Source organism: Rhizobium sp. 9140 (assembly GCF_900067135.1).
GTDB lineage: Bacteria > Pseudomonadota > Alphaproteobacteria > Rhizobiales > Rhizobiaceae > Ferranicluibacter.
This window is the reverse complement of the sequence record NZ_FJUR01000001.1, coordinates 217,317-239,078: the sequence shown is the minus strand read 5'-3', so window position 1 is coordinate 239,078 and position 21,762 is coordinate 217,317. Positions and strand designations below refer to the sequence as shown.

Below are 21,762 nucleotides of genomic sequence, written 5' to 3'. Positions count from 1 at the left end.
ATCTCATAGTGGTACCGTAGTTGCTCCTGCAACGTTGCAGGCGGCGGTTGAATTTCAGACGATGGCAGGCCCGGAGGGTCTGTCCGACAGGATTGCCGCGTGGGCGGCTGTCGACAGGATGGAGGAGTTGCGAGATGAAGACGATCAAGGGGCCGGGCTTGTTTCTGGCACAGTTTGCGGGCGACGAGGCCCCGTTCAATTCCTTCGATGCCATCACGAAATGGGCAGCCGATATCGGCTACAAGGGCGTGCAGGTGCCCACATGGGATGCGCGGCTCATCGACCTGAGACAAGCGGCGGAATCCAAGGGCTATTGCGACGATCTGGCAGGCCAAGCGCGCGACAACGGCGTTGTCATCACCGAACTGTCGACTCATCTTCAAGGCCAGTTGGTCGCCGTGCACCCGGCCTATGACGAGGGCTTCGACGGGTTTGCGGCACCGGAGGTGCGGGGCAATCCGAAGGCGCGTCAGGAATGGGCCGTCGATCAGGTCAAGCTCGCGCTGACCGCGTCGAAGCACCTCGGTCTCAACGCGATGGCAAGCTTCTCCGGCGCGCTCGCCTGGCCTTACCTCTATCCATGGCCGCAGCGCCCGGCGGGTTTGGTGGAGACGGCCTTCGACGAGCTTGCTAGGCGCTGGAAGCCGATCCTCGACCATGCCGAGGACTGCGGCGTCGATATTTGCTACGAGATCCATCCCGGCGAAGACCTGCATGACGGCATAACCTACGAGATGTTTCTGGAGCGCACCGGCAACCATGCCCGCGCCTGCATGCTCTACGATCCCTCGCACTATATCCTGCAGTGCCTCGACTATCTCGACAATATCGACATTTACAAGGACCGGATCCGGATGTTCCACGTCAAGGATGCCGAATTCAATCCGACCGGCCGGCAGGGCGTCTATGGCGGTTTCCAGAGCTGGGTGAACCGGGCAGGGCGCTTCCGGTCGCTCGGCGACGGGCAGGTGGATTTCGGCGCGGTGTTTTCGAAGATGACGGCGAACGATTTCGACGGTTGGGCCGTGGTGGAGTGGGAATGCGCGCTGAAACATCCGGAGGACGGTGCCCGTGAGGGGGCGGAGTTCGTTAAACACCACATCATCCGCGTGACGGAAAAGGCGTTTGACGATTTTGCCACCGGCGGCACGGATGAAGCCGCCAACCGGCGCATGCTCGGTATCTGACAGCACATCGACGCCACATCAAAACGGAGAATAGGAATGGCCATCGAAGGTAAGGCAGCGGAGGCGAGGCAGCCGCGTATCCGGCTCGGAATGGTGGGTGGCGGGCAAGGTGCCTTCATCGGCGCCGTCCACCGCATGGCGGCGCGTCTCGACGACCAGTTCACGCTGGTGGCGGGCGCTCTGTCCTCGACGCCGGAAAAGGCGCAGGCTTCGGGTCTGGAACTCGGTCTGGATCCGGCGCGGACCTATGCCGACTACCGGCAGATGGCGATCCGCGAGGCGAAGCTGAAGGACGGCATCGAGGCCGTGGCCATCGTCACGCCGAACCACGTGCATTACGAGGCGGCGCGGGAGTTTCTGAAGCGCGGCATCCACGTCATCTGCGACAAGCCGCTGACGTCCACGCTGGGTGACGCCCGCAAGCTGAAGGCGCTTGCCGATGAGAGCGAGGCGCTGTTCATCCTGACGCACAACTACACCGGCTATCCCATGGTTCGTCAGGCGCGTGCCATGGTCGCGAAGGGCGATATCGGCACGGTGCGCCTCGTTCAAGTGGAGTATCCGCAGGACTGGCTGACGGATGCGGTGGAGAAGTCGGGCTCCAAGCAGGCGGAATGGCGCACGGACCCGACGCGTTCGGGCGCTGGCGGCTCGACCGGCGATATCGGCACGCATGCCTATAATCTCGGCGCTTTCGTTTCCGGGCTGGAGCTTGACGAACTCGCGGCCGACCTCGACAGCTTCGTGGAGGGTCGGGCACTCGATGACAACGCCCATGTCATGATGCGCTTCAAGGAGAAGGACGGCGTGCGCGCCAAAGGTCTGCTCTGGTGCAGCCAGGTGGCGCCGGGCCACGAGAACGGGCTGCAGGTTCGCGTCTACGGCACGAAGGGCGGGCTCGAATGGACGCAGAAGGACCCGAATTATCTCTGGTACACGCCGTTCGGCCAGCCGAAGCAGCTGCTGACCCGCATGGGTGCCGGCGCGCTTGAGGAGGCTAACCGCGTTTCCCGCATCCCCTCCGGCCATCCCGAAGGGTATCTCGAAGGGTTTGCGACGATCTATGCCGAGGCTGCCCGCGCCATCCAGGCGAAGCGCTCTGGCGGCACGGTAGACCCTGCCGTCGTCTACCCCACCATCGATGACGGAATGAAGGGCATGCTGTTCGTGGACGCCTGTGTGCGTTCTTCGAAGCGCAACGGGGCCTGGGTCTCGGTCTGATCTTCCCACACGCTTTCGGATCAGAGCCACCGGATGTTCCACGTCCGGTGGCTTTTTCGTGTGCTCATGGTGTTTCCGGTCATCCGCCGTTCATGTTCGCGTGGATAGTCTCTTGCGCTTGCCGAACGGCGTGGCGGCTCTGGATGTCCCTGCGCGGCGGCGGTACGGGCGTCGCCCGAGACGACGATTGAAGAGGACACGAGTGATGACCGATTCCAAGACGCTGGCCGACCGCTTCCCCGGCGATTTCCTGTTCGGAGTGGCCACGGCCGCTTTCCAGATCGAGGGCGCTTCGAAGGCGGACGGGCGCAAGCCGTCGATCTGGGATGCATTCTCGAACATGCCGGGCCGCGTCTTCGGCCGGCACAACGGCGATGTCGCCTGCGATCATTACAATCGGCTCGAGGAGGATCTCGACCTGATCGCGAGCCTCGGTGTGAAGGCCTATCGTTTCTCCATCGCCTGGCCGCGCATCGTTCCCGATGGCACCGGGCCGGTGAACGAGGCTGGCCTCGACTTCTACGACCGGCTGGTCGATGGCCTGAAGGCGCGCAACATCAAGGCCTTCGCGACACTCTATCACTGGGACCTGCCGCTGACGCTGGCCGGAGATGGTGGCTGGACCGCGCGCTCCACGGCGTTTGCCTTCCAGCGCTATGCCCGCACCGTCATCGCCCGTCTCGGCGACCGGCTGGATGCGGTTGCGACCTTCAACGAGCCCTGGTGCTCGGTCTGGCTCAGCCATCTCTATGGCATTCATGCGCCGGGCGAAAAGAACATGGAGGCAGCGCTGCACGCGATGCACGTGACCAATCTCGCACACGGTCTCGGCGTTGCCGCCGTGAGGGAAGAGCGGGCGAACCTGCCGGTCGGTATCGTCATCAATCCCATGCATATCTATCCCGGCACCGATAGCGAGGCCGACAAGGCGGCTGCCGAGCGGGCGTTCGATTTCCACAATGGTGTGTTCTTCGGCCCGATCTTCAAGGGCGCCTATCCCGACAGCGTGCTGGAGGCGCTCGGCGCGCGCATGCCGGAGGTCGAGGCCGGCGACATGGCGGTGATCAGCCAGAAGCTCGACTGGTGGGGCGTGAACTACTACACGCCGATGCGCGTCAGCGACGATCCGACCGAGGGAACGGACTTTCCCGCCACCAAGGCGGCACCCTTCGTCAACGAGGCGAAAACCGATATCGGCTGGGAGATTTTTCCCCAGGCGCTGGGCGACCTCATCCGCACCGTCAACGAACGCTACGACCTGCCGGATTGCTACATCACCGAGAATGGCGCCTGCTACAATATGGGCGTTGAAAACGGCGAGGTGAACGACCAGCCGCGGCTCGACTATATCGCCGAGCATCTGGCCGTGACGGCCGACCTGATCGCCGAGGGATATCCCATGAAAGGCTATTTCGCCTGGAGCCTGATGGATAATTTCGAATGGGCGGAAGGCTACCGCATGCGTTTCGGCATCGTCCATGTCGATTACGACACGCAGGTCCGCACCATCAAGAAGAGCGGTCACTGGTATCGGGATCTCGCAGGTGCGTTTCCGAAGGGAAATCACGCGGAAACGACTTCGGCTTAAGGGCTAGGCGACTGTGCTGCGGCGGAAGATATTGACGCCGTCGACATTGGTTTCGAGCCGGTTCCAGCCCCGGCGCTCGTAGAAGGGCGTGTTTTCCGGCGTGCAGTAGAGATGGATTTCCGCCGCCAGCCGGGAGACTTTTTCGAGAGCGACGTCGATCACACGCTCTCCGACACCCTGGCGGCGGGCCTGCTCCTCGACCCAGAGGGCGGCGAGCCAAGGGCGATACTGCGGACGAGCGGGCATATCGTCCTCGATGACGGAGACGGTGCCACAGAAGACATCGCCGCGATGGGCAATCAAGCTGAAGGGGATGCCGGTCGATGTGAAATTCTCGCCGATCTTTCGGACAAGCTGATCCTTCGTGATCAGACCCTCGTCGCGCCACCAAGCGGTCCAGAGGCGATCGGCCATAATCTCACGAAATTGCGGCGCATCCCGCAGATCCGAAACGGTGATGTTGTCCGGCATCGGTTCAGCCTCCCAGATGCTTCGATCCGCGCTTCTTCGCAAGCTCGATCTGGCGCTGCCGCTGCCGGTAGCGCTCGCGGTCTTCGTCCGTTCGCGTGTCATGGCAGTGAACGCAGGCAACGCCTTCCTCATGCACGGGCGAGGTGCGCTCTTCCAGCGTCAGCGGCTGGCGGCAGGCATGGCAGAGCGTGTGTTCGCCTTCGCCGAGCCCATGCGTCACTGATACGCGATCGTCGAACACGAAGCAGGCACCTTCCCACAGGCTCTCCTGCGGCGGCGTTTCCTCCAGATATTTCAGGATGCCGCCCTTGAGGTGGTAGACCTCGTCGAAGCCCTGGCTCTTCATGAAGGCTGTCGCCTTCTCGCAGCGTATGCCGCCGGTGCAGTACATAGCGATCTTCGGCTTGTTGTGCAGGCCGGTATTGTTCTTCACCCAGTCCGGAAATTCGCGGAATGTCTTCGTCTGCGGGTCGAGTGCGCCACGGAAGGTGCCGATCGCGGTCTCGTAATCGTTGCGCGTGTCGATGACCAGCGTTTCCGGGTTCGAAATCAGCGCGTTCCAGTCCTTCGGTTCGACATAGGTGCCGACGATCGTCAGGGGGTCGATATCCTCGACGCCCATGGTGACGATCTCCTTCTTGACCCGCACCTTCATGCGAAGGAAGGGCATGGTCGCCGCCCGGCTTTCCTTGTGTTCCAGAGCCTCGAACTCCGGCTGGGCGCGCAGAAAGGCGAGAACGGCGGCGATGCCGGCGTCCGTGCCGGCGATCGTCCCGTTTACACCCTCCTGCGCCAGAAGAAGCGTACCCTTCACCCCGTTCTCGTCGCAGACAGCCTGCAACGGATCGCGCAGATCCGCGAACCGGTGGAGCCGGGCAAAGTGGTAAAGGGCCGCTACCAGAAACCCGCCTTGGGCTTCCCGGGGCATTGTCGTCGCGCTGTTCGTCATAAGCGGTGAAATACCGCGTTCGGCGCGCGCGCGCAATCACCCGGCTGCGCCCGGAGCCGGGCATTACCCCCGTTGCGACGGGCAGAAGGTGCGCAGGCGGTGGCCGTCGGGGTCGGCAGCGGTGAAGGTATAGCCGAAATCGGCCTCGACCGGCGTCTGCAGGATCGGCAGATCCTGTGCCTTCCACGTCTCATGGCAGGCGTCCACGGCCTCGGCGCTTTCCAGAGCGAAGCAGAGTTCGGCGCTGCCGGGCGCGACGGTGACCGGTGGCTCGATCGTATGTTTCGACCAGAGGCCGAGCATGGTTGTCGGGTTCATGTGGAAGAGGGCGAAGGTCTTCTGGGCTTCCACCGGGGTCGTGCCGAGAATGCTCTCGTAGAAGGCGGCGCTCGCCAGCGGGTCATTGACGACGAGAAGGATGTAGGTCGGTTGCATGAATGTCTCCTGATGGCCAGCCTGTCTGGCGGATCAGGTTTACGTCGCGCTCCTGTCAGTTTCTGTCAGCATGGGGCATGCTCATCAGAAATCGTGGACGATGCCGTTCTCGCGGCGCCATTCCGCCAGGAGCACCTCGCCGCGACGGGGGCAGATCTCCTGCGTCGGCATGACCTCGATCATGCGGTCGATGCGAAAATGCCGGAACCCTCCCCGCAACTCGCACCAGGCAACGAGGATGCGCAGGGATTCGAAATAGCCGAGAGCGACCGGCCAGACACGGCGCGTGGTTTCCTGCGCCTGCTCATCGCGATAGCAGATGTCGAGCTTCACGCCCGCCTTGATGGCATCGCGCAAGGCTGCGCGATCCTGCTCCGGGCTGTCCTTGCGGCGTTTTGTGGGAACGAGGAGGGCGGATGTTTCCAGCTCCCGGCGCAGGTCCTCGGGAAGAACGGCGGCGATTTTGGCGAGCGCATGCATGGCGGACTGCTTCAGGCGGTCGTCGGTATAGGCGCGAACCCAGCGCGCGCCGAGCACCAGCGCCTCGATTTCCTCGCTCGACAGCATGATCGGCGGCAGGAGAAAGCCGGGATTGAGCACGTAGCCGAGGCCCGGCGCGCCGGTGATGTCCGCACCCTGCGCCTGCAGCGTCACGATATCTCGATAGACCGTGCGCAGGCTGACGCAGGTCGCCTCCGCCAGGGCCGCGCCGCTGACCGGCCGGTGGTGGGTGCGCAGGATCTGGAGGAGATCGAGAAGGCGGGCGGAGCGGGACATGGCGGACAGGCATAACCGGTGGTCACGCGCTTCTCAACAGGGATGGACCGTTTGTTCGCCGCCTCAGGCGGCAGCAAGCCAGAGGATGGCGATACGCTCGGCTTCCTTGCCAGCGACGTCGCCAAAGAGGGCGTCGGCCTCACCGAGCGCATGGCGCTCTTCGCATCGTATGTCCAGGCTGATCGCGTGGCGCAGGATGGCGATGTCCTGCGGCGGCAGAAGCTCGGGTTCTCGGGCGAGCGTGTCACCGAGGACGGCGAGATCGTGAATGAAGCCGAGGCGGTCGATCAGGGCCTTGACCTGCCGTTCGCGTGCCAGAATGACGCCCGGCCAGGCCGACTGAAGAAGGAGATGATAGAAACGATAGTCCTGCGTGCGCTTGCGCAGCGTGTGGAAATGCTCCGGCGTCGGCTGCTCGTGGCAGGCGGCAAGGGCGACCTGCGCACGTTCCATGGCCTTGCGCCATGCCGCCGCCATCATGTAGGCCGTCGGGCGCACACCATTGGCAAAGCTGCGCTTTCCTGCCGTCGATTTCGCATCGCGCAATTCGGCGATCAGCGCGTCGATCGTTGCATCAAGGTCGCCTTCCGCGGTCACCACCCAGCCCTTGCGAACGCGCAGCGCTTCGACAGCGCGCTCGGCCGCGGCCTGCTCTTCCCCCGAGAGGTGCTCCGTGAGGATCGTCGCGGTGTCGATCAGCGCCGTCGCATCGCGCAGGTCGGCCACCGTGCGGGCGGCGTCCCGCAGGCGGGCATTTTCGCTTTTGTAGAATTTGCGCGCTTCGGGTGCGGCAAGCCGGTAGAGTGCGCGCGTGCGTTTCAGGCAACGTCGCGCGACATGAATCGCCCCGGAGGTTCCCTCGGGACGCAGTTCCAGTGCCGAGATGGCCTTGTCGAGTTCCCGCCCCGCAATACGCCGGAATTCGTCGGTGAAGCGTTTCGCGGGTTTCAGTCTGTAGGCCATGATCTTTCCCGTGGGTTTCTCAGTGTGCGGCCGCCGCGATATCGGGGCGCCGCTTGTCCTTCTGCGTCGCAAGGGCGAAGTTCGAATAGCGCCGGTCGTCCGTCACCTCCTCGCCGATCCAGTCCGGCAAAACCGGGTCGTCGGCCTCGGTGCGCATTTCAACCTCGGCAACGATCAATCCGGCATAGGGTTCCTCGAACACGTCGACTTCCCACACATGCGTCTCGCCCGGCACGCGATAGCGCGTCTTGGCAATCACGGTGCCGATGGCCGATGCGATCAACTCCTCGCCGTCGCCGAGCGGCACCGCATATTCGAACTCGTCCCGCGTCAGCATGCCCGTTCCGATCTTGATGGTCAGTCGCGCACTCTCGCCATCGATCAGGCGGATGCGAATGGTGCGGTCGTCCATGGCGGCGAGGTAGCCCTGGCGCATGGCGGCGCCCGGTCCGGCCTCCGCCCTCCAGCCCTCGTGCTTCACAAGGAACTTCCGTTCGATTTCCTTCGCCATCCCGTTCCTCATGCCGCATTCTTGCAACAAGGCCAACGTAATTCAGAAAATGCGAAAGTCCACCATCTTACCCTCGCGATACCGCCGTATTAAGGGCATGGAAGCATCTCGACATTGGCGGGTGCGGACGGTATTGCGAGGGAAGATTCAATCGATTGAGGAGTGAAGCCGCATGATCGAGAAAACCGAACGCCTTCTGTCCGTCCTCAAGCTGCAACCGGTCGTGCCGGTGCTCATCATCGAAGACCTCGCGACGGCCGTGCCGCTCGCTCGGGCATTGGTGGCCGGCGGCCTGAAGGCGATCGAAATCACGCTGCGCACGCCGGTGGCTCTCGCCGCCATCGAGGCGGTCGCCAAGGAAGTCGAGGGCGCCGTGACCGGTGCCGGCACCATCCTCAACCCCGAGCATTATGCCGCTGCCGTCGAGGCCGGCGCGCAGTTCATCGTCAGCCCGGGCACCACGCCCGACCTGCTGGATGCTGCCGACGATCACGAAGCGTCGTTCCTGCCGGGCGCGTCCACCGCCAGCGAGGCGATGATCCTGCGGGCCGAAGGCTACGAGATCATGAAGTTCTTCCCGGCCGAACAGGCAGGCGGCGCGGCTTTCCTCAAAGCCCTGGCATCGCCGCTCGCCGGCACTCTGTTCTGCCCGACCGGCGGCATCTCGCTGAAGAACGCGATGGACTACCTCTCGTTGTCCAACGTCATCTGCGTCGGCGGCTCCTGGGTCGCGCCGAAGGAATTGGTCGCGGCTGGCGACTGGGCCGGCATCACAAAGCTGGCATCGGAAGCCTGCGCCCTGACAGCCTGAGGCGACTGCTTCAAGATGGTAACTGCCGGAAACGTTCGCTAGATCAGCCTCTTAGCTGGCTGATCGGTGCGATGTCTTCCGGCAGGACATCGCTCGACTTTCCGGGCGGCGCATTTGTTTTCCGCGTGCCGTTTCCTATGTCTCTTCTTCAGATGAACCAATCAGGAGGTTGACGACAGGATGTTCGACGCGAAAAAACTGCTGGACCAGTTTCTCGGCTCTCAGGGGCTTGGGGGGCAGGGGCTTGGGGGCCAAGGAAACCAAGGCACGCAGGATCGTTCTGGATCTCAGTCTGGATCACAGGGTTCGTCGCAGGGTGGCTTTCTTGGCGGTGCTGGTGGAAGTTCTGTCGGCGGTGCGCTTGGCGGCCTGCTGGGTGGTGGTTCGATGAAGGACAAGGCCGGGCAAATCGTCCAGATGGCCCGCAACAATCCCCTGAAGACCGGCGGTCTTGCTGCCGTGCTGCTCGGCACGGGCACCGGACGCGACATCGCGGGCACGGCGCTGAAGCTCGGCGGCCTCGCGGCCATCGCCGGTCTCGGTTATACCGCCTACAAGAACTATCAGGCTGGACAGGCACCGCAGCGGGTCGACCCGCAGACCGCTCCTGAGATACTGCCGCCGCCGGACAACTCCGGCTTCTCCATCTCGCCCTCCGTCGTTCGCAATGATTTCGTGCTCGTTCTTGTACGCGCGATGATCGCAGCCGCGCGGGCTGACGGGCATATCGATGAGAGTGAGCGTGCCCGCATTATGGAGCGTGTCGGTGCGAGCGGGCTCGACAGCGAGGCGGAGGCTTTCCTGCGCGACGAGCTGGCGAGCCCGGTCGATATCGACGGTCTTGTCGCTGCCGCGCGCACGGAGGAGGAGAAGGTCGAACTTTACACCGCGTCGCGCCTGACCATCGAGCCGGACAGCCGCACCGAGCGTGGCTATCTCGACATGCTTGCCGGACGTCTCGGCCTGCCGGATGCGCTGGTCGATCACATCGAGGCTACGGTCGCCTCAGCCAAGGTGCCGGTGGGCAGCAGCCCGTCTGTGGTCGATCCCTCGATCGTCTGACGACGTTCCTGTCTTTGTCGTCCATGCGCGGCGGTGATGACCGTATCACCGGATTGCATTTGCACCGCCGCGCACCTTCGCCTATGCCGGAAAGCGAGGTCTGCCGGCTTGATGCCGGGCAGGCTATGTCTCGATCTGGGCGAGGATGACATGACGAACCGCGATCTTACCAAATGGGCAGGTTGCCCGGCGCCGAAGCCCGTAACGCTGGAGGGCGCGTATGTTGTCCTCGAACCTTACGACCGGCTGCTGCATCTCCAGGCGCTCTGGGAGGCTTTTGGCGGTCTCGCGATCAACGAGCGCCTGCGCTATTTTCCGCAATCAGCCTTTGCCGATGCCGACGCCTTCGGGGCGTGGCTCGATGCCGCTCAAGTCAACTGGGTGACGCTGATCTTCCGGGACAAGGCCAGCCGCAATGTCGTGGGCATGGCGAGCTACATGCGCCCGGACCCCACTTACGGCGTCGTGGAGGTGGGCTCCGTCGCGCATGCTGATGCCATGGCGCGCTCGCCGCTTGCCACCGAGGCCCATTATCTTATGGCCCGGCATGTCTTCGAGGATCTCGGATATCGCCGTTACGAGTGGAAGTGCCACAACGACAATACACCCAGCAAAGTCGCGGCAGCGCGGCTCGGCTTCACCTTCGAGGGTGTCTTCCGCCAGCATATGGTGGCCAAGGGCGCTAACCGCGATACGGCGTGGTTCTCGATGATAGACGGGGAATGGCCGCTGCTCGACGCCGCGTTCAAAGCGTGGCTCGCGCCTGAGAACTTCGATGCGGATGGGCGCCAGCGCCGGCGCCTCGAAGACGTGCGAGCGGAGATTGCCGCCGCCACCGGTGCTGCATGAAGAAATGGGATCCGCGGGACCGGTCGGCGGCGATAGCCGCTGCGGTTTTTCTCCTCGTCTTCGGCGCCGGTTTCATGTTCCTGCCGACGGCCATGATCTACCTGGGTACGATTTCGCCCTATCTCGCGGCCGTCGTCGGCACGGTGTTTGTGCTAGCCTTCTTCTTCGTGTTCTGGCTGCGCGCCCGCTACCAGCGCCGCCGCTGACCCGCTTCGCCTGAAAGACGTCAGCCCTGCAGCGATGCGCCAAGCAGGGCCAGACCGAGACCGAGGACTAGGACGGCGCCGAAGATCTCGATGCCGTTCGTCACCCGCATGGCCGTGCCGGCGCTCGACGCGTAGCGGACGGCCAGATCCTTGGCGGTGACGGCAAGCGTGGCCAGCACCGAGACCGTGATCGCCGTACCCATCGACATCGCCAGTACGGACAGCACGCCGCCGAGATAAAGACCGTTCAGCAGCGCGAAGGACAGCACGATCAGCGCTCCCGAGCAGGGACGCAGGCCGACGGCCAGCACGGCCGACCAAGCCTCGCGCAGCTGGAAACGGTCGCCCTTCAGCATGGACGGATCGGGCGCGTGGGCATGGCCGCAGCTGGAGCAAACCTCTCCCGGCCCATGGGCATGTCCCGCATGATCATGATGGTCATGGCCGTGCGCGTGCCGGTGATGATGATCATGAGCCTCCGGCATCGCATGAGCGAAATCGAGACCGCCGGCGAGCGCCAAGGCGGGCCTCGAGGTCGGGCGGGCAAGCGCCCGCATCTTGCGGAACAAGAGCCATGCGCCGAAGGCGGCGACGAGGGCGTAGCTGACGCGCTCCAGGAAGGTCGTCGCCTGTGTCATCGAGATCGAGCTACCGCGCAGCACCAGATAGGCTGCACCGACAAGCAGGATCGCAACGCCGCCCTGCAGGAAGGATGACATGAAAGACAGGGTGACGCCACGCTTCAGTTCGGTCTCGTTGGCGATCATGTAGGACGAGATGACGGCCTTGCCGTGGCCGGGACCGGCCGCATGAAAGACGCCATAGGCAAAGGACAGCCCGACCAGCGACCAGAGGTGCCAGGGATTGTCGCGCATGCCCTTCAGCGCGTCCGTCAGGGTCCGGTAGAAACCCTGCTGCTCCATGTTCACCCAGGAGAGGAAGCCGCCGAGAAAGCCGGATGTGTTGAACGCCGGTTCGGCGGTGCCGATGCCGAGCGGGGACTGCGCATGCGCCGCCGCGGCGGCCAGCATCAGCAGGGCGCCGGCCATGAGGGGGAGGCGAAGGGCACGGGTCAGCATGTGAATTCTATCCTCGTCGCAAAGAGCTTCGACATGTCGGTACCGGTCGGGTCCGTGAAGAAGGCGTCGGTCAGAGTCGACTGGTTTTGCGAGATCACCTCGTCCGGGTCCGGCCGCACCACCTTGTGCTGGCAGGCGGCAAGCTTGTCGCCGACAACGGCAAGATCGCCATCGCTCGGGAAATCGATTGCGGTATAAAGTGTCGGGTCGTAGATGCCGAACGACATCGTGCCCTTCAGCGGCATCGGCTCGGCCGGCTTGACCGCGAAGATCAGCAGCAGCTGGTTGTCCTTGAAGTCGGCATGGATCGCATCGGGCTTCGAGACCTTCACCAGTTTTCCATTGTCGTAGATCGTCGTGTAGTAATTGTATTCGCTGAGCGAATCCAGAACGGTCTGCCCGACCTCCGCCAGTTCGTCGGGATCGAGCGTGGCGTTGGAATTCTTGTCGAAATCGAGGAGAACGCTTGCCGAGAATAGCTCGTCGAAGCGCCAGACGTTGCGCAACTGGCTGATATGGCCCGTCTCGTCCGAGACGACCTCAAGGCGGGCCTCCGCAAAGATGTGCGGATGGGCGAAAGCCTGCGCCGGTAGAATGAGCGCTGCGGCAAGCCCGGCAAGCAGGCTTCGCGACGAAAGGGTACGTCTCATGGAAAACAGTGTCCTTGCCTAGAGCGCTTCCGGCGCGAAAGATCTCGTGTCCGACGCAGATGCGGAGCAGGTCGCCCTGTCATCCGGCCGAAAGTAGACGGAATTGGGACAGCCGCGCCGTGACCCGTCTCGGCTTGCTTAAGCATCCGCCCTTTTGCGAAACCATCCATGCAGGAAATCGACCAGCGTGCGCACTTTCGTCGGCAGATACCGGCGGTGAGGATAGATGGCATAGATGCCGCGATCATGCGGCAGAAAATCGTCCAGCACCGCGACAAGGCTGCCGTCCTCCAGCTTCTGCCGGGCAATGAAATCAGGAACGCCGGCGACACCAAGACCCGATTCGGCCGCGCGCAGGCTCGCCAGCGGACTGTTGACCTCCATCGGGCCACTGACGGGCACCGAGAAGTTCGTGCCGTCGCGGTCCACAAACCGCCAGTTGCTGTAGGAGCGGCCATTGGTGTCGATCACACAGGGCATGTGGGCGAGATCCGAGGGATGGGTGATCGGTCCGTGTTTTTCGAGAAAAGCCGGGGAGGCGCACATTCTGACATGGAAATCGTCGAGCTTGCGGGCGATGAGGGTGCTGTCCTCCAGCCGGGTGATGCGGATGGCGACGTCGAAGCCTTCCTCGACCAGATCGACAAAGCGATCGTCGGAAATGATTTCCAACGACAGTTCCGGATGGGCAAGGCCGAAGTCGATCAGGGACTGCCCGATATCGGCATCGATGAATGTGCGGGGTGCGGAGATGCGCAGCCGTCCCTTGAGATCGCTGTTTCCGGCGCGCACGAGATCGGCAAGATTGTCGATCTCCTTCAGGATTTCGGCGGCGGTGCGATAATAGATGTGTCCGGCTTCCGTCAGCGAAAATTGCCGGGTGGTGCGGTTGAGGAGGAGGGCACCGAGCTCGTCCTCCAGCTCGCGCACATATTTGGAGAGCAGCGCCTTCGAGCGGCCGACGCGGCGGCCGGCCGCGGAAAAGCCCTCGGCATCGACGACGTCGATGAAGGCTCGGATGCGTGTCAGTGTGTCGATCTCGGCTCCCTTGCGCGGCTCCCCTGCCTCATAGCCGGGCATTCTCCGGGAACCATTGTCGCGCGCCGCCATTCAAAACATAGGGTTGGCGATGTCCGCAACCCTGTTGACGATCCGGCGCGGGCCGGACGACCATCCGTTCGTTGTTTGAAGCTGGTGCGAGGCTTGCGGCGGGGCGAAAAAAGATCGGGCGCGGATCAAAAACCGCTTGATTACGACAGTGATCTTTCTTATCTCCGCTTTGCCCAAAGTCGCACGTGCCTGTGGGTGTCCGCCGATCCCTCGTTTGGTGAGGAAATCGGTAAGGTACCTGGATCTAACCGCTCCAGTCGTTTTTCCGGCCAACCGGAATTGCGAGGACATCTTGAAGCAACGACGGTGCGGGCCTTTTTGTTCTCTGCCGGCTTTCCATCAGCCGGGGTTACTGAAGAGGCACACCTTCATTGCCGGACGTGCGGTAGGTTCCAACCTCCAATCTATGGCAGACAAAGCCGGATGAACGCCTCGGCGGGCTTCATCCACAATTCGCGCTGTACGAGCGCATGTTAGGATTCCGGGGTCTCCACCGGCTGGTATCCGAACGCGCACCCGTACGCCCTTTGTCCTTCACACCTCGGCGAGGTTTCCTCGCTGATCGTGAAGCCTAACGTATTGGGATTGAAACCATGACGACTGCTCGCATCATCGACTTCCTGAACACCCGTCGCCCGGAAGGCCCCTGCCTTGTCGTGGATCTCGATGTCGTCCGGGACAATTTCAAGGCTTTCCGCCACGCGATGCCGGACAGCTCGATCTATTATGCCGTCAAGGCCAATCCTTCGCCGGAAATCCTGCGCCTGCTCGCCGGTCTCGGCTCCAACTTCGATTGCGCCGGCGTGGCTGAAATCGAAATGGCGCTGGATGCCGGTGCAACGCCTTCGCGCGTCTCCTACGGCAACACGATCAAGAAGGAACGCGATATCGCTCGTGCGCATGCGCTCGGCGTTTCGCTCTTTGCGGTCGACAGCCATGAGGAAGTCGAAAAGGTTTCGCGCGCCGCTCCGGGTGCCCGCGTGTTCTGCCGCGTCCTGACGGATGGCGAAGGTGCGGAATGGCCGCTGTCGCGCAAGTTCGGCTGCGTACCCCAGATGGCCGTCGACGTTCTCGTCTACGCGCACCAGCTCGGTCTCGTCTCGCATGGCGTCTCGTTCCATGTCGGCTCGCAGATGACCAAGGTCGATGCCTGGGACGTGGCTCTTGCCGATGCCAAGCGCGTTTTCGTGCAGCTGGCCAAGCAGGGCATCGAACTGAAGATGGTCAACATGGGCGGTGGTTTTCCGACCAAGTACCTGCGCGACGTTCCCTCGGCCGAAGCCTATGGCAAGGCCATCTATGCGGCGCTGCGCAAGCACTTCGGCAACCAGCTTCCGGAAACGATCATCGAGCCGGGTCGCGGCATGGTGGGCAATGCGGGTGTCATCAAGGCGGAAGTCATCCTGATTTCGAAGAAGTCGGACAATGACAACCACCGCTGGGTCTTCCTCGACATCGGCAAGTTCGGCGGTCTCGCCGAAACGATGGACGAAGCGATCCGCTACCCCATCCGCACCGCGCATGACGCGGACGAGATGGAGCCCTGCGTACTCGCCGGCCCGACCTGCGATTCCGCCGACGTGATGTACGAGAAGAACATGTACCCGCTGCCCGTATCTCTCACGATCGGCGACGAGGTTCTGATCGAAGGCACCGGTGCCTACACGACGACCTACTCGGCCGTCGCCTTCAACGGCTTCGACCCGTTGAAGGCCTACGTCATCTGACGTTTCCGGTTCCCTCCCATGGGAACTTGCGGTTCCCGGATACGGGAACCGCACCTTCACAATGATCCTTCGATACCGTTTGAATCGGTTTTGAGTACGGGAGGCCTTGCCATGGCCGCTGTTCTTGATTCTGTCCGCGCCTTCTTCGCGCAGAATGCCTTCACCATCGACGCCGAGAACCCCGGCGACATCGTTGCGCGCGAGCGACTGCTCGATCGCGCCATGGGCGTCAACCGCCGCCGCAAATCGTCGGAGCAGATTCGCCGCGGGCGTGTGCCGGCCGAAGGTCTGGCGCTCGTCGCGCGCGATTGCGATGGTCACGTGATCGGCACCGTGCGCCTGTGGAACGTCGATGCCGGTGTCGACGCTGAGGGCCACGCCATTCCGGCGCTGCTTCTCGGTCCGCTCGCGGTCGATGCCGCGCAGGAGGGCAAGGGTGTCGGCGGCGCGCTGATGCGTGCGGCGATCGGCGAAGCGACGCTTCGGGGACATGGCGCCATCCTGCTCGTCGGCGATGCGCCCTATTACGAGCGCTTCGGCTTCCAGGCGCAGTATGCCCAGCACCTCGTCATGCCCGGCCCGTTCGAGCGCCATCGCTTCCTCGGCCTCGAGCTGAAGGACGGCTGGCTGAAGGGTGCCGCCGGCATGCTCACTGCCAGCGGGCGCAAACTCTCGCAGGCGATGCCGATGCGGAAGGTTGCCTGAACGGATCTCTTCGTCAAACGGCCGCTGATGCGGTCGTTTGACTTGGCGGCAAGCCTGATCTAGCATACGGCGGTACGGGTCAGAGCCCCGGCCGTCCGCAAGCCGTCCCGGCTTTGGTGAAGTCTCTTTTCAAAGTCTTTTCGGTCATCCCTCCCGGCATGTTCCCGATGGCAATGCGGACCCCACGGATATCACGGCATGCCATTGCTGGAGAGATCCCGATGCGATCATCGTCACCAACCCCATTGCCCTGCCTTGAGGCGCTCAAGGAGCAGGCGAAGCGGCTGCGGTCGTCCTTTGCCGCGCGCGGTATCGATATGTCCCATTCCCATGCTCTGGAAACGATCGCGGAGCAGTATGGCTGCCGGGACTGGAATACCCTTCATGCGGCCGTTGGCAACCGGCCGCCGCTCGATCCCTATCAACTGGGTTCGCGCGTGCGCGGCTTCTATCTCGGCCAGCCGTTCGAGGCGCAGGTTCTCGGTGTGCAGGCGCTGACGGCGCAGGCTGGGCGCTACCGGTTGACGCTCGATTTCGACGAGCCTGTCGATGTCGTGACCTTCGAGAGCTTTTCGGCATTCCGCAAGCGGGTCCACTGCACGATCGACGCGTCCGGGCGAACGGCTGCGAAGACGTCGGACGGCAGGCCGCATGTCGAATTGCTGTGGTGAGGCGTCACGTTGACGTGAGGGCGGCGCGCGTGACGCGCCGCCACCTTGCGGCACGGCCGAGAATGCCTACCTCGGTCTCATGAAAGCGATCTCCTCCACATCCATCCTCGCGCTCGCTTTGTCGGGCATTCTTGTCTGCGCACCAGCCCTGGCCCAATCGACAGTTGCTCCGACTGCGGTCACGACTTCCTTGGATACGACGCGGCTGTCTAGCGTCCTCAATGACGCCGCCCGTCTCTCGCCACTGGAAACGGTCGTCGTCGCCCGCAACGGAGAGATCGTCGCCGAGCGGGGCTACCGGTCGAACAAGACGACGGACAGCACCAATATCAAGTCGGCCTCCAAGACGATCATTTCCGCCATGGTCGGGATTGCGATCGAGAAGGGGCTGCTGACCGGCGTGGACCAGCCGATCGCGCCGATCCTGTCGCGGGACCTGCCGGCCAATCCCGATCCGCGGTTGGCGAAGATCACCCTCGGAAATCTCCTCTCCATGCAGGCGGGGCTCGACCGGATGTCGGGGCCGAATTACGGGCGCTGGGTTTCCAGCGGTAACTGGGTCCGGTTCGCGCTGGCGGCGGATTTCGTGGACGAACCCGGGGGGCAGATGCTCTATTCCACCGGATCGACGCATCTTCTGTCGGCCATTCTCACGAAGGTCGGGGGCAAATCGACGCTGGCGCTGGCGCGCGAATGGTTTGCGCCGGTCGAGGGCTTCCGCATCGGGGCCTGGGAACGCGACCCGCAGGGGATTTATCTCGGCGGCAACCAGATGGCGATGAGCGCCCGCTCGCTTCTGGCCTTCGGCGAGCTCTATCGAAATGGCGGGCGAACGCCAGAAGGCCGACAGGTGGTGCCGGAGGATTGGGTCGCGGAATCCTGGGCCGTGCGCACGCAGTCGCGCTTCTCGGGCGATGGCTACGGCTATGGCTGGTTCACCCGCGAGATCGGCGGGCGTGAGGTTCACTTCGCCTGGGGCTTTGGCGGGCAGATGCTCTACATCGTGCCCAACCTCGGGATAACCGTCGCCATGACCTCCAATGAGGGCGCGCCATCCGCCCGAACCGGCTATCGCGACGATCTGCACGATCTCCTCGCCCGGATCATCTCGACCGCGGGCGCGTGATGCGGACAGATTCTTGCGGTCCTGCATCGCAAGGATCTTAACGACCGGTGGGTGGCCTCATGCGCGGCGGATGGAGAGAAGCTTGTAGTGGAAGGGACCCTTGATCCCATCCTTCGGATAGGTGGAGATGCTGACGCGATCGCCCTGATTGCCGCCGAGGCAGGTCACGGCGCTTTCCGTCATCGAGTGGAAGAAAGCGACGTGTCCTCCGTTGGTCTTCTCACCCTTCCGGCTGAAGACGACGATATCGCCTGGCTGGGGCGCCGTGGTTACGTCGTGTCCCCATTTTTCATCATGCCACGACCGTGCCCATTTGCTGTCCGTACCCTTGATGCCGGCCTGCTCGACGCAATAGTTGACGAAAGAAGAGCACCAGGCGGTTTCGTCGGGCGCTTTCCCGCCTTCGGTGGTTGCGTGGTACATGACGATCCGCGGGTTGTTGCCGGGTCCGGGAACCTCCGCGACACCCAAAGCAAGTTCCGCATTGGCGATATCGATCGGTTTCCGGGACCCACTGCCGGTGAAGGCTAGCGGCAGGCCGCCGATCTCGGCCTTGAGATAGGAGCTGTGCATGTAGCCGTCCGACGCGCCGTCGCCCTGGATATCGACCTGCGTCCAGTCGCCGGTCTGCTTCACGCCGCGCACGAGCGTGTCGAGCGGATACTTCTGGATGACGCCGAAGGTCTCGCCGGGGCCGGCCCGAAGGTTGAGCCCGCCGCGTGCGGTGATGGAGAAGGTGGCGGATGCGCCGACGGTGCGCGGGGTCTCGACGGGACCGTCGGCCGAGAACTGGCCGAAACTCGCCTCCGCAGAATTGAAGACGTTGCCGTCATAGTCGATGCCGCCGAAGGGCAGATCGTGCTCCATGTCTTTCTGGAACAGGGTCCAGAGACCGTCCTTCAAAGCGCTTCGCGTGCCCGTCCATCCGAGCGATCCGGAAAGCCAGATGAGATCGACGAGACCCTTGTGATGGAGTTTGCGGGCGACGAGACCTGACCCGTAGACGCCGAGGACGTAACGCCCGGCGAGTTCGGCTTTGACCTTGGCGAAGTAGTTTGCGATCTGAACGAGATCGGCCGCCGCGACATAATCGTGATCGACAGCGAAGTAAATGCCGGAACCGGTCGGCTGACCGAGTTCCGCTGCAAGCTTCAACGCGCGTTTTGCGTCGCGGGTGCCATTGGCGTCGGAAAGATCGCCCAGCTTGCCGTTCGCGCCACCGCCGGCCTGAAACACGACGGCCACGGTGAGGCCGGCTGCGTGAATCGCCGTAAGTTCTGCCTTCGTCAGGCACTTTGACGGCAGGTTGCTGCTGTTGCCGATATTGTAATAGCGGATCACGGAGACGACTCCGAGATCGGCAAGCTTCTGCGCATAAGGCCCGACATTGTGGGCGACGTCGATGATCTGCTGCATATCGCTTCTCCGGTTCAACGGAAAGTTAGACATGCAAAATTTTTAATTCAATCTAAAATACGATTAAACTAAAAACACAACCTATGCGCGCTTCTGGTTGTGCGCCTACGAGGTGAGGTCGATGACGCCGGCTTCGCCAGCTTCCGTTCCGAATGCCAGCTGCTGACCGGATCTCGACCAAGCGAAAGCGCTGACTGCACCCTTGCCGGGACGGCGCAGGAGGACTTCCTTGCTGTCGGCAAAGCGAACCGCGAGCACCATGCCGTCGGAATAGCCGATGGCTGCGACCTCTTCGGACGGGTGGCAGGCGACCTGCGAGACCATGACGTCGGCGCGTGTGCCGAGTTCCAGCGGCGCCTTGCCCATAGGGCCATCCTTGGACTGGAAGGGCCAGACGATGGCGGCCGGCGCGCCGGAGGATGCGAGCCATTTGCCGCGCGTCGACCACGACCAGGACTTTACCTTAGCCGGATAACCACTCATGCGCATGTGCCGTGCTTCCGCACCGGGCTTGGTGTCCAGCTTCCAGCCATGCAGGGCGTTTTCCTGCATCATGGTGACGACGAAGCGCCCGTCCGGCGAGAACGTCACACCTGTATGCGCGCCCTTCCAGTCGAGATCGATAGCCGGGCTCGATGTCGCCACCCAGTGCAGGGAGACGCCGTTATAGCGCGCGAGCGCAATGCGAAGCCCCTTCGGCGCGAAAGCGATGCCCTCGACCGTGCGCTCTTCGGTAAAGTCGCGCGTTGTGCCGTCCGACAGCCGCACGGTTGCCGTCTTGCCGCTCGCGAAAGCGACAGCGCCTTGCGGGCCGGCGGCGATCCTGGAGATCCATTTGCGCGGCTGGTGCGCCAGTTCGGTCACGGCGCCATCGCGCGTGATGCGCAGAACCCGGCCATCCTCGCCGCCGGTCAGCAGCGTGTCGGTCGCGTCGTCGCGCAGCGCAACGAGCAGGCCTTCATGAGCAGGGGTGACCGCGTGACCGCCATCCAGACGATGTACGAAACCCGCGGCATCGGCAAAGACGGGGACGTCGCCCAGATAGGCGACGCCGACGACATGGGCTTCGAGATCGAGCGGGGCGACTGTCGGCATCAGTTCGGCTTTGCCGCGCAGGCCTGGAAGGTGCGTTCCAGCTTCTCGCGGTCGAGATCGCGGCCGATGAACACAAGGCGGCTCTCGCGCGGCTCGCCGTCCTTCCACGGGCGCTGATGGTCGCCCTCGATGATCATGTGCACGCCCTGCACCACGTAGCGATCGGCGTCGCCCGCAAAGGCGATGATGCCCTTGAGACGCAGAATGTTCGGGCCGTCCGTCTGGGTGATCTTCTGGATCCAGGGGAAGAATCGATCCGGGTTCATCTCGCCGCCTCGTAGCGAAACCGACTGCACGGTCACGTCGTGAATGTCGGACGGGGCATGCGCGTGGTCATGACCATGCCCGTGATCGTGGCCATGATGATGGTGGTGATCGTGACCGCAATCGGGACCGCAAGCATGATCGTGGTCGTGGTGATGATCGTCCTGCTTGAGGAAGTCCGGCTCGTTCTCCAGCGCGCGCTCCAAGTTGAAGGCGCCCTGATCGAGAACCTTGGCGAGATCGATTTCCGAGCGCTGGGTCCGATGGATGCGGGCCGACGGGTTGATGACGCGGATCGTCGCCTCGACCTTCGCCAGTTCTTCCGGCGTGACGAGGTCGGTCTTGTTGAGGAGCACGACATCGGCGAAGGCAATCTGGTCTTCGGCCTCGCGGCTGTCCTTCAGGCGCAGCGGCAAGTGCTTCGCGTCCACGAGCGTGATGACCGCGTCCAGCTCCGTCTTGGCGCGAACGTCGTCATCCATGAAGAATGTCTGGGCGACCGGAACAGGATCGGCGAGGCCCGTCGTTTCCACGATGATTGCATCGAAGCGGCCGGGACGCTTCATCAGGCCTTCGACCACGCGGATCAAGTCGCCACGCACCGTGCAGCAGACGCAGCCATTGTTCATCTCGTAGATTTCTTCGTCCGACTCGACGATCAGATCGTTGTCGATGCCGATCTCGCCGAATTCATTGACGATAACCGCATATTTGCGACCATGGTTCTCCGAGAGGATGCGGTTCAGCAGCGTCGTCTTGCCGGCGCCGAGGTATCCGGTAAGGACGGTGACGGGGATTGGCTTCTGGACGGTTGCTTCGGACACTGGTGCTTCGGACATGGGAAACCTCGAGGGGCAGAGGAGGGATGCCCACCGGCGCGCCGGAGGGC

Annotated in this window: 23 protein-coding genes; 11 read left to right on the top strand and 12 right to left on the bottom strand. The window is 63.2% G+C overall.

Going from position 1 to position 21,762, the window contains the following annotated elements; genetic code table 11:
- Window positions 1-134: 134 nt before the first annotated feature.
- The 3 genes from GA0004734_RS01165 to GA0004734_RS01155 all read left to right on the top strand — a co-directional run bounded on the left by GA0004734_RS01165 (window position 135) and on the right by GA0004734_RS01155 (window position 3,996).
- Window positions 135-1,187 (top strand): sugar phosphate isomerase/epimerase family protein, encoded by a 1,053-nt coding sequence (locus tag GA0004734_RS01165; protein ID WP_092930486.1) that lies wholly within the window; start codon window positions 135-137, stop codon window positions 1,185-1,187.
- 36 nt (window positions 1,188-1,223) lie between these two features.
- Window positions 1,224-2,408, top strand: a complete 1,185-nt coding sequence (locus GA0004734_RS01160; protein ID WP_092930485.1) for a Gfo/Idh/MocA family protein — start codon at window positions 1,224-1,226, stop codon at window positions 2,406-2,408.
- Between the two features lie 205 nt (window positions 2,409-2,613).
- On the top strand, window positions 2,614-3,996 hold the full coding sequence (locus GA0004734_RS01155; RefSeq protein ID WP_092930483.1) for a GH1 family beta-glucosidase: 1,383 nt from the start codon (window positions 2,614-2,616) through the stop codon (window positions 3,994-3,996).
- Window positions 3,997-3,999: 3 nt separating this feature from the next.
- On the opposite strand, the gene GA0004734_RS01150 is transcribed toward GA0004734_RS01155, so the two are convergent.
- The 6 genes from GA0004734_RS01150 to GA0004734_RS01125 all read right to left on the bottom strand — a co-directional run bounded on the left by GA0004734_RS01150 (window position 4,000) and on the right by GA0004734_RS01125 (window position 8,102).
- A complete protein-coding gene (locus tag GA0004734_RS01150; protein WP_175386163.1) occupies window positions 4,000-4,467 on the bottom strand; it encodes a GNAT family N-acetyltransferase in 468 nt (155 codons plus the stop codon).
- A gap of 4 nt (window positions 4,468-4,471) precedes the next feature.
- Window positions 4,472-5,416: an oxygen-dependent tRNA uridine(34) hydroxylase TrhO gene (locus tag GA0004734_RS01145; RefSeq protein ID WP_092930479.1), complete on the bottom strand. Its 945-nt coding sequence runs from the start codon at window positions 5,414-5,416 to the stop codon at window positions 4,472-4,474.
- 63 nt (window positions 5,417-5,479) lie between these two features.
- Window positions 5,480-5,851, bottom strand: coding sequence for a VOC family protein (locus tag GA0004734_RS01140; protein WP_092930477.1), 372 nt, complete (start codon window positions 5,849-5,851; stop codon window positions 5,480-5,482).
- Between the two features lie 84 nt (window positions 5,852-5,935).
- Complete coding sequence (locus GA0004734_RS01135; RefSeq protein ID WP_092930475.1) at window positions 5,936-6,628, bottom strand: helix-turn-helix transcriptional regulator; 693 nt, start codon at window positions 6,626-6,628, stop codon at window positions 5,936-5,938.
- Between the two features lie 63 nt (window positions 6,629-6,691).
- Window positions 6,692-7,591 carry a CHAD domain-containing protein gene (locus GA0004734_RS01130; RefSeq protein WP_092930473.1) on the bottom strand — a complete coding sequence of 300 codons (900 nt, stop codon included), beginning with the start codon at window positions 7,589-7,591 and terminating at the stop codon, window positions 6,692-6,694.
- Window positions 7,592-7,610: 19 nt separating this feature from the next.
- Window positions 7,611-8,102, bottom strand: coding sequence for a CYTH domain-containing protein (locus tag GA0004734_RS01125; RefSeq protein ID WP_092930471.1), 492 nt, complete (start codon window positions 8,100-8,102; stop codon window positions 7,611-7,613).
- Between the two features lie 172 nt (window positions 8,103-8,274).
- On the opposite strand from GA0004734_RS01125, the gene GA0004734_RS01120 reads away from it, so the two are divergent.
- From GA0004734_RS01120 to GA0004734_RS01105, 4 genes are all read left to right on the top strand, one after another.
- Window positions 8,275-8,913 (top strand): 2-dehydro-3-deoxy-phosphogluconate aldolase, encoded by a 639-nt coding sequence (locus tag GA0004734_RS01120; RefSeq protein WP_092930469.1) that lies wholly within the window; start codon window positions 8,275-8,277, stop codon window positions 8,911-8,913.
- Between the two features lie 180 nt (window positions 8,914-9,093).
- The gene (locus GA0004734_RS01115; protein WP_245292311.1) at window positions 9,094-9,975 is read left to right on the top strand and encodes a tellurite resistance TerB family protein; all 882 of its coding nucleotides are present in this window, start codon (window positions 9,094-9,096) and stop codon (window positions 9,973-9,975) included.
- Window positions 9,976-10,125: 150 nt separating this feature from the next.
- On the top strand, window positions 10,126-10,824 hold the full coding sequence (locus GA0004734_RS01110; RefSeq protein ID WP_092935732.1) for a GNAT family N-acetyltransferase: 699 nt from the start codon (window positions 10,126-10,128) through the stop codon (window positions 10,822-10,824).
- Entirely contained in the window at window positions 10,821-11,030 is a 210-nt protein-coding gene (locus GA0004734_RS01105) for a hypothetical protein (protein ID WP_092930465.1), read from the top strand. Before GA0004734_RS01110 ends, GA0004734_RS01105 begins: the two co-directional genes overlap by 4 nt.
- A 20-nt stretch (window positions 11,031-11,050) precedes the next feature.
- Here the strand turns inward: GA0004734_RS01105 and GA0004734_RS01100 are convergent, their stop codons facing one another.
- From GA0004734_RS01100 to GA0004734_RS01090, 3 genes are all read right to left on the bottom strand, one after another.
- Window positions 11,051-12,109 (bottom strand): nickel/cobalt transporter, encoded by a 1,059-nt coding sequence (locus GA0004734_RS01100; protein WP_092930463.1) that lies wholly within the window; start codon window positions 12,107-12,109, stop codon window positions 11,051-11,053.
- Window positions 12,103-12,759: a DUF1007 family protein gene (locus tag GA0004734_RS01095; RefSeq protein WP_092930461.1), complete on the bottom strand. Its 657-nt coding sequence runs from the start codon at window positions 12,757-12,759 to the stop codon at window positions 12,103-12,105. The genes GA0004734_RS01100 and GA0004734_RS01095 overlap by 7 nt, the downstream gene beginning before the upstream one ends.
- A 138-nt stretch (window positions 12,760-12,897) precedes the next feature.
- Window positions 12,898-13,797: a LysR family transcriptional regulator gene (locus tag GA0004734_RS01090; RefSeq protein WP_092935730.1), complete on the bottom strand. Its 900-nt coding sequence runs from the start codon at window positions 13,795-13,797 to the stop codon at window positions 12,898-12,900.
- A gap of 665 nt (window positions 13,798-14,462) precedes the next feature.
- On the opposite strand from GA0004734_RS01090, the gene odc2 reads away from it, so the two are divergent.
- The 4 genes from odc2 to GA0004734_RS01070 all read left to right on the top strand — a co-directional run bounded on the left by odc2 (window position 14,463) and on the right by GA0004734_RS01070 (window position 18,098).
- Window positions 14,463-15,596 (top strand): ornithine/lysine decarboxylase, encoded by a 1,134-nt coding sequence (gene odc2 / locus GA0004734_RS01085; RefSeq protein WP_092930459.1) that lies wholly within the window; start codon window positions 14,463-14,465, stop codon window positions 15,594-15,596.
- Window positions 15,597-15,707: 111 nt separating this feature from the next.
- Entirely contained in the window at window positions 15,708-16,301 is a 594-nt protein-coding gene (locus GA0004734_RS01080) for a GNAT family N-acetyltransferase (protein ID WP_092930457.1), read from the top strand.
- A 221-nt stretch (window positions 16,302-16,522) separates the two neighbouring features.
- On the top strand, window positions 16,523-16,972 hold the full coding sequence (locus tag GA0004734_RS01075; RefSeq protein WP_092930455.1) for a glyoxalase superfamily protein: 450 nt from the start codon (window positions 16,523-16,525) through the stop codon (window positions 16,970-16,972).
- A gap of 79 nt (window positions 16,973-17,051) precedes the next feature.
- Window positions 17,052-18,098, top strand: coding sequence for a serine hydrolase domain-containing protein (locus GA0004734_RS01070; RefSeq protein WP_092930453.1), 1,047 nt, complete (start codon window positions 17,052-17,054; stop codon window positions 18,096-18,098).
- A 57-nt stretch (window positions 18,099-18,155) separates the two neighbouring features.
- On the opposite strand, the gene GA0004734_RS01065 is transcribed toward GA0004734_RS01070, so the two are convergent.
- From GA0004734_RS01065 to GA0004734_RS01055, 3 genes are all read right to left on the bottom strand, one after another.
- Window positions 18,156-19,514, bottom strand: coding sequence for a TIGR02594 family protein (locus GA0004734_RS01065; RefSeq protein ID WP_175386161.1), 1,359 nt, complete (start codon window positions 19,512-19,514; stop codon window positions 18,156-18,158).
- A gap of 105 nt (window positions 19,515-19,619) precedes the next feature.
- A complete protein-coding gene (locus tag GA0004734_RS01060) occupies window positions 19,620-20,609 on the bottom strand; it encodes a WD40 repeat domain-containing protein (protein ID WP_092930449.1) in 990 nt (329 codons plus the stop codon).
- On the bottom strand, window positions 20,609-21,697 hold the full coding sequence (locus GA0004734_RS01055) for a CobW family GTP-binding protein (RefSeq protein WP_092935728.1): 1,089 nt from the start codon (window positions 21,695-21,697) through the stop codon (window positions 20,609-20,611). The genes GA0004734_RS01060 and GA0004734_RS01055 overlap by 1 nt, the downstream gene beginning before the upstream one ends.
- Window positions 21,698-21,762 lie beyond the last annotated feature (65 nt).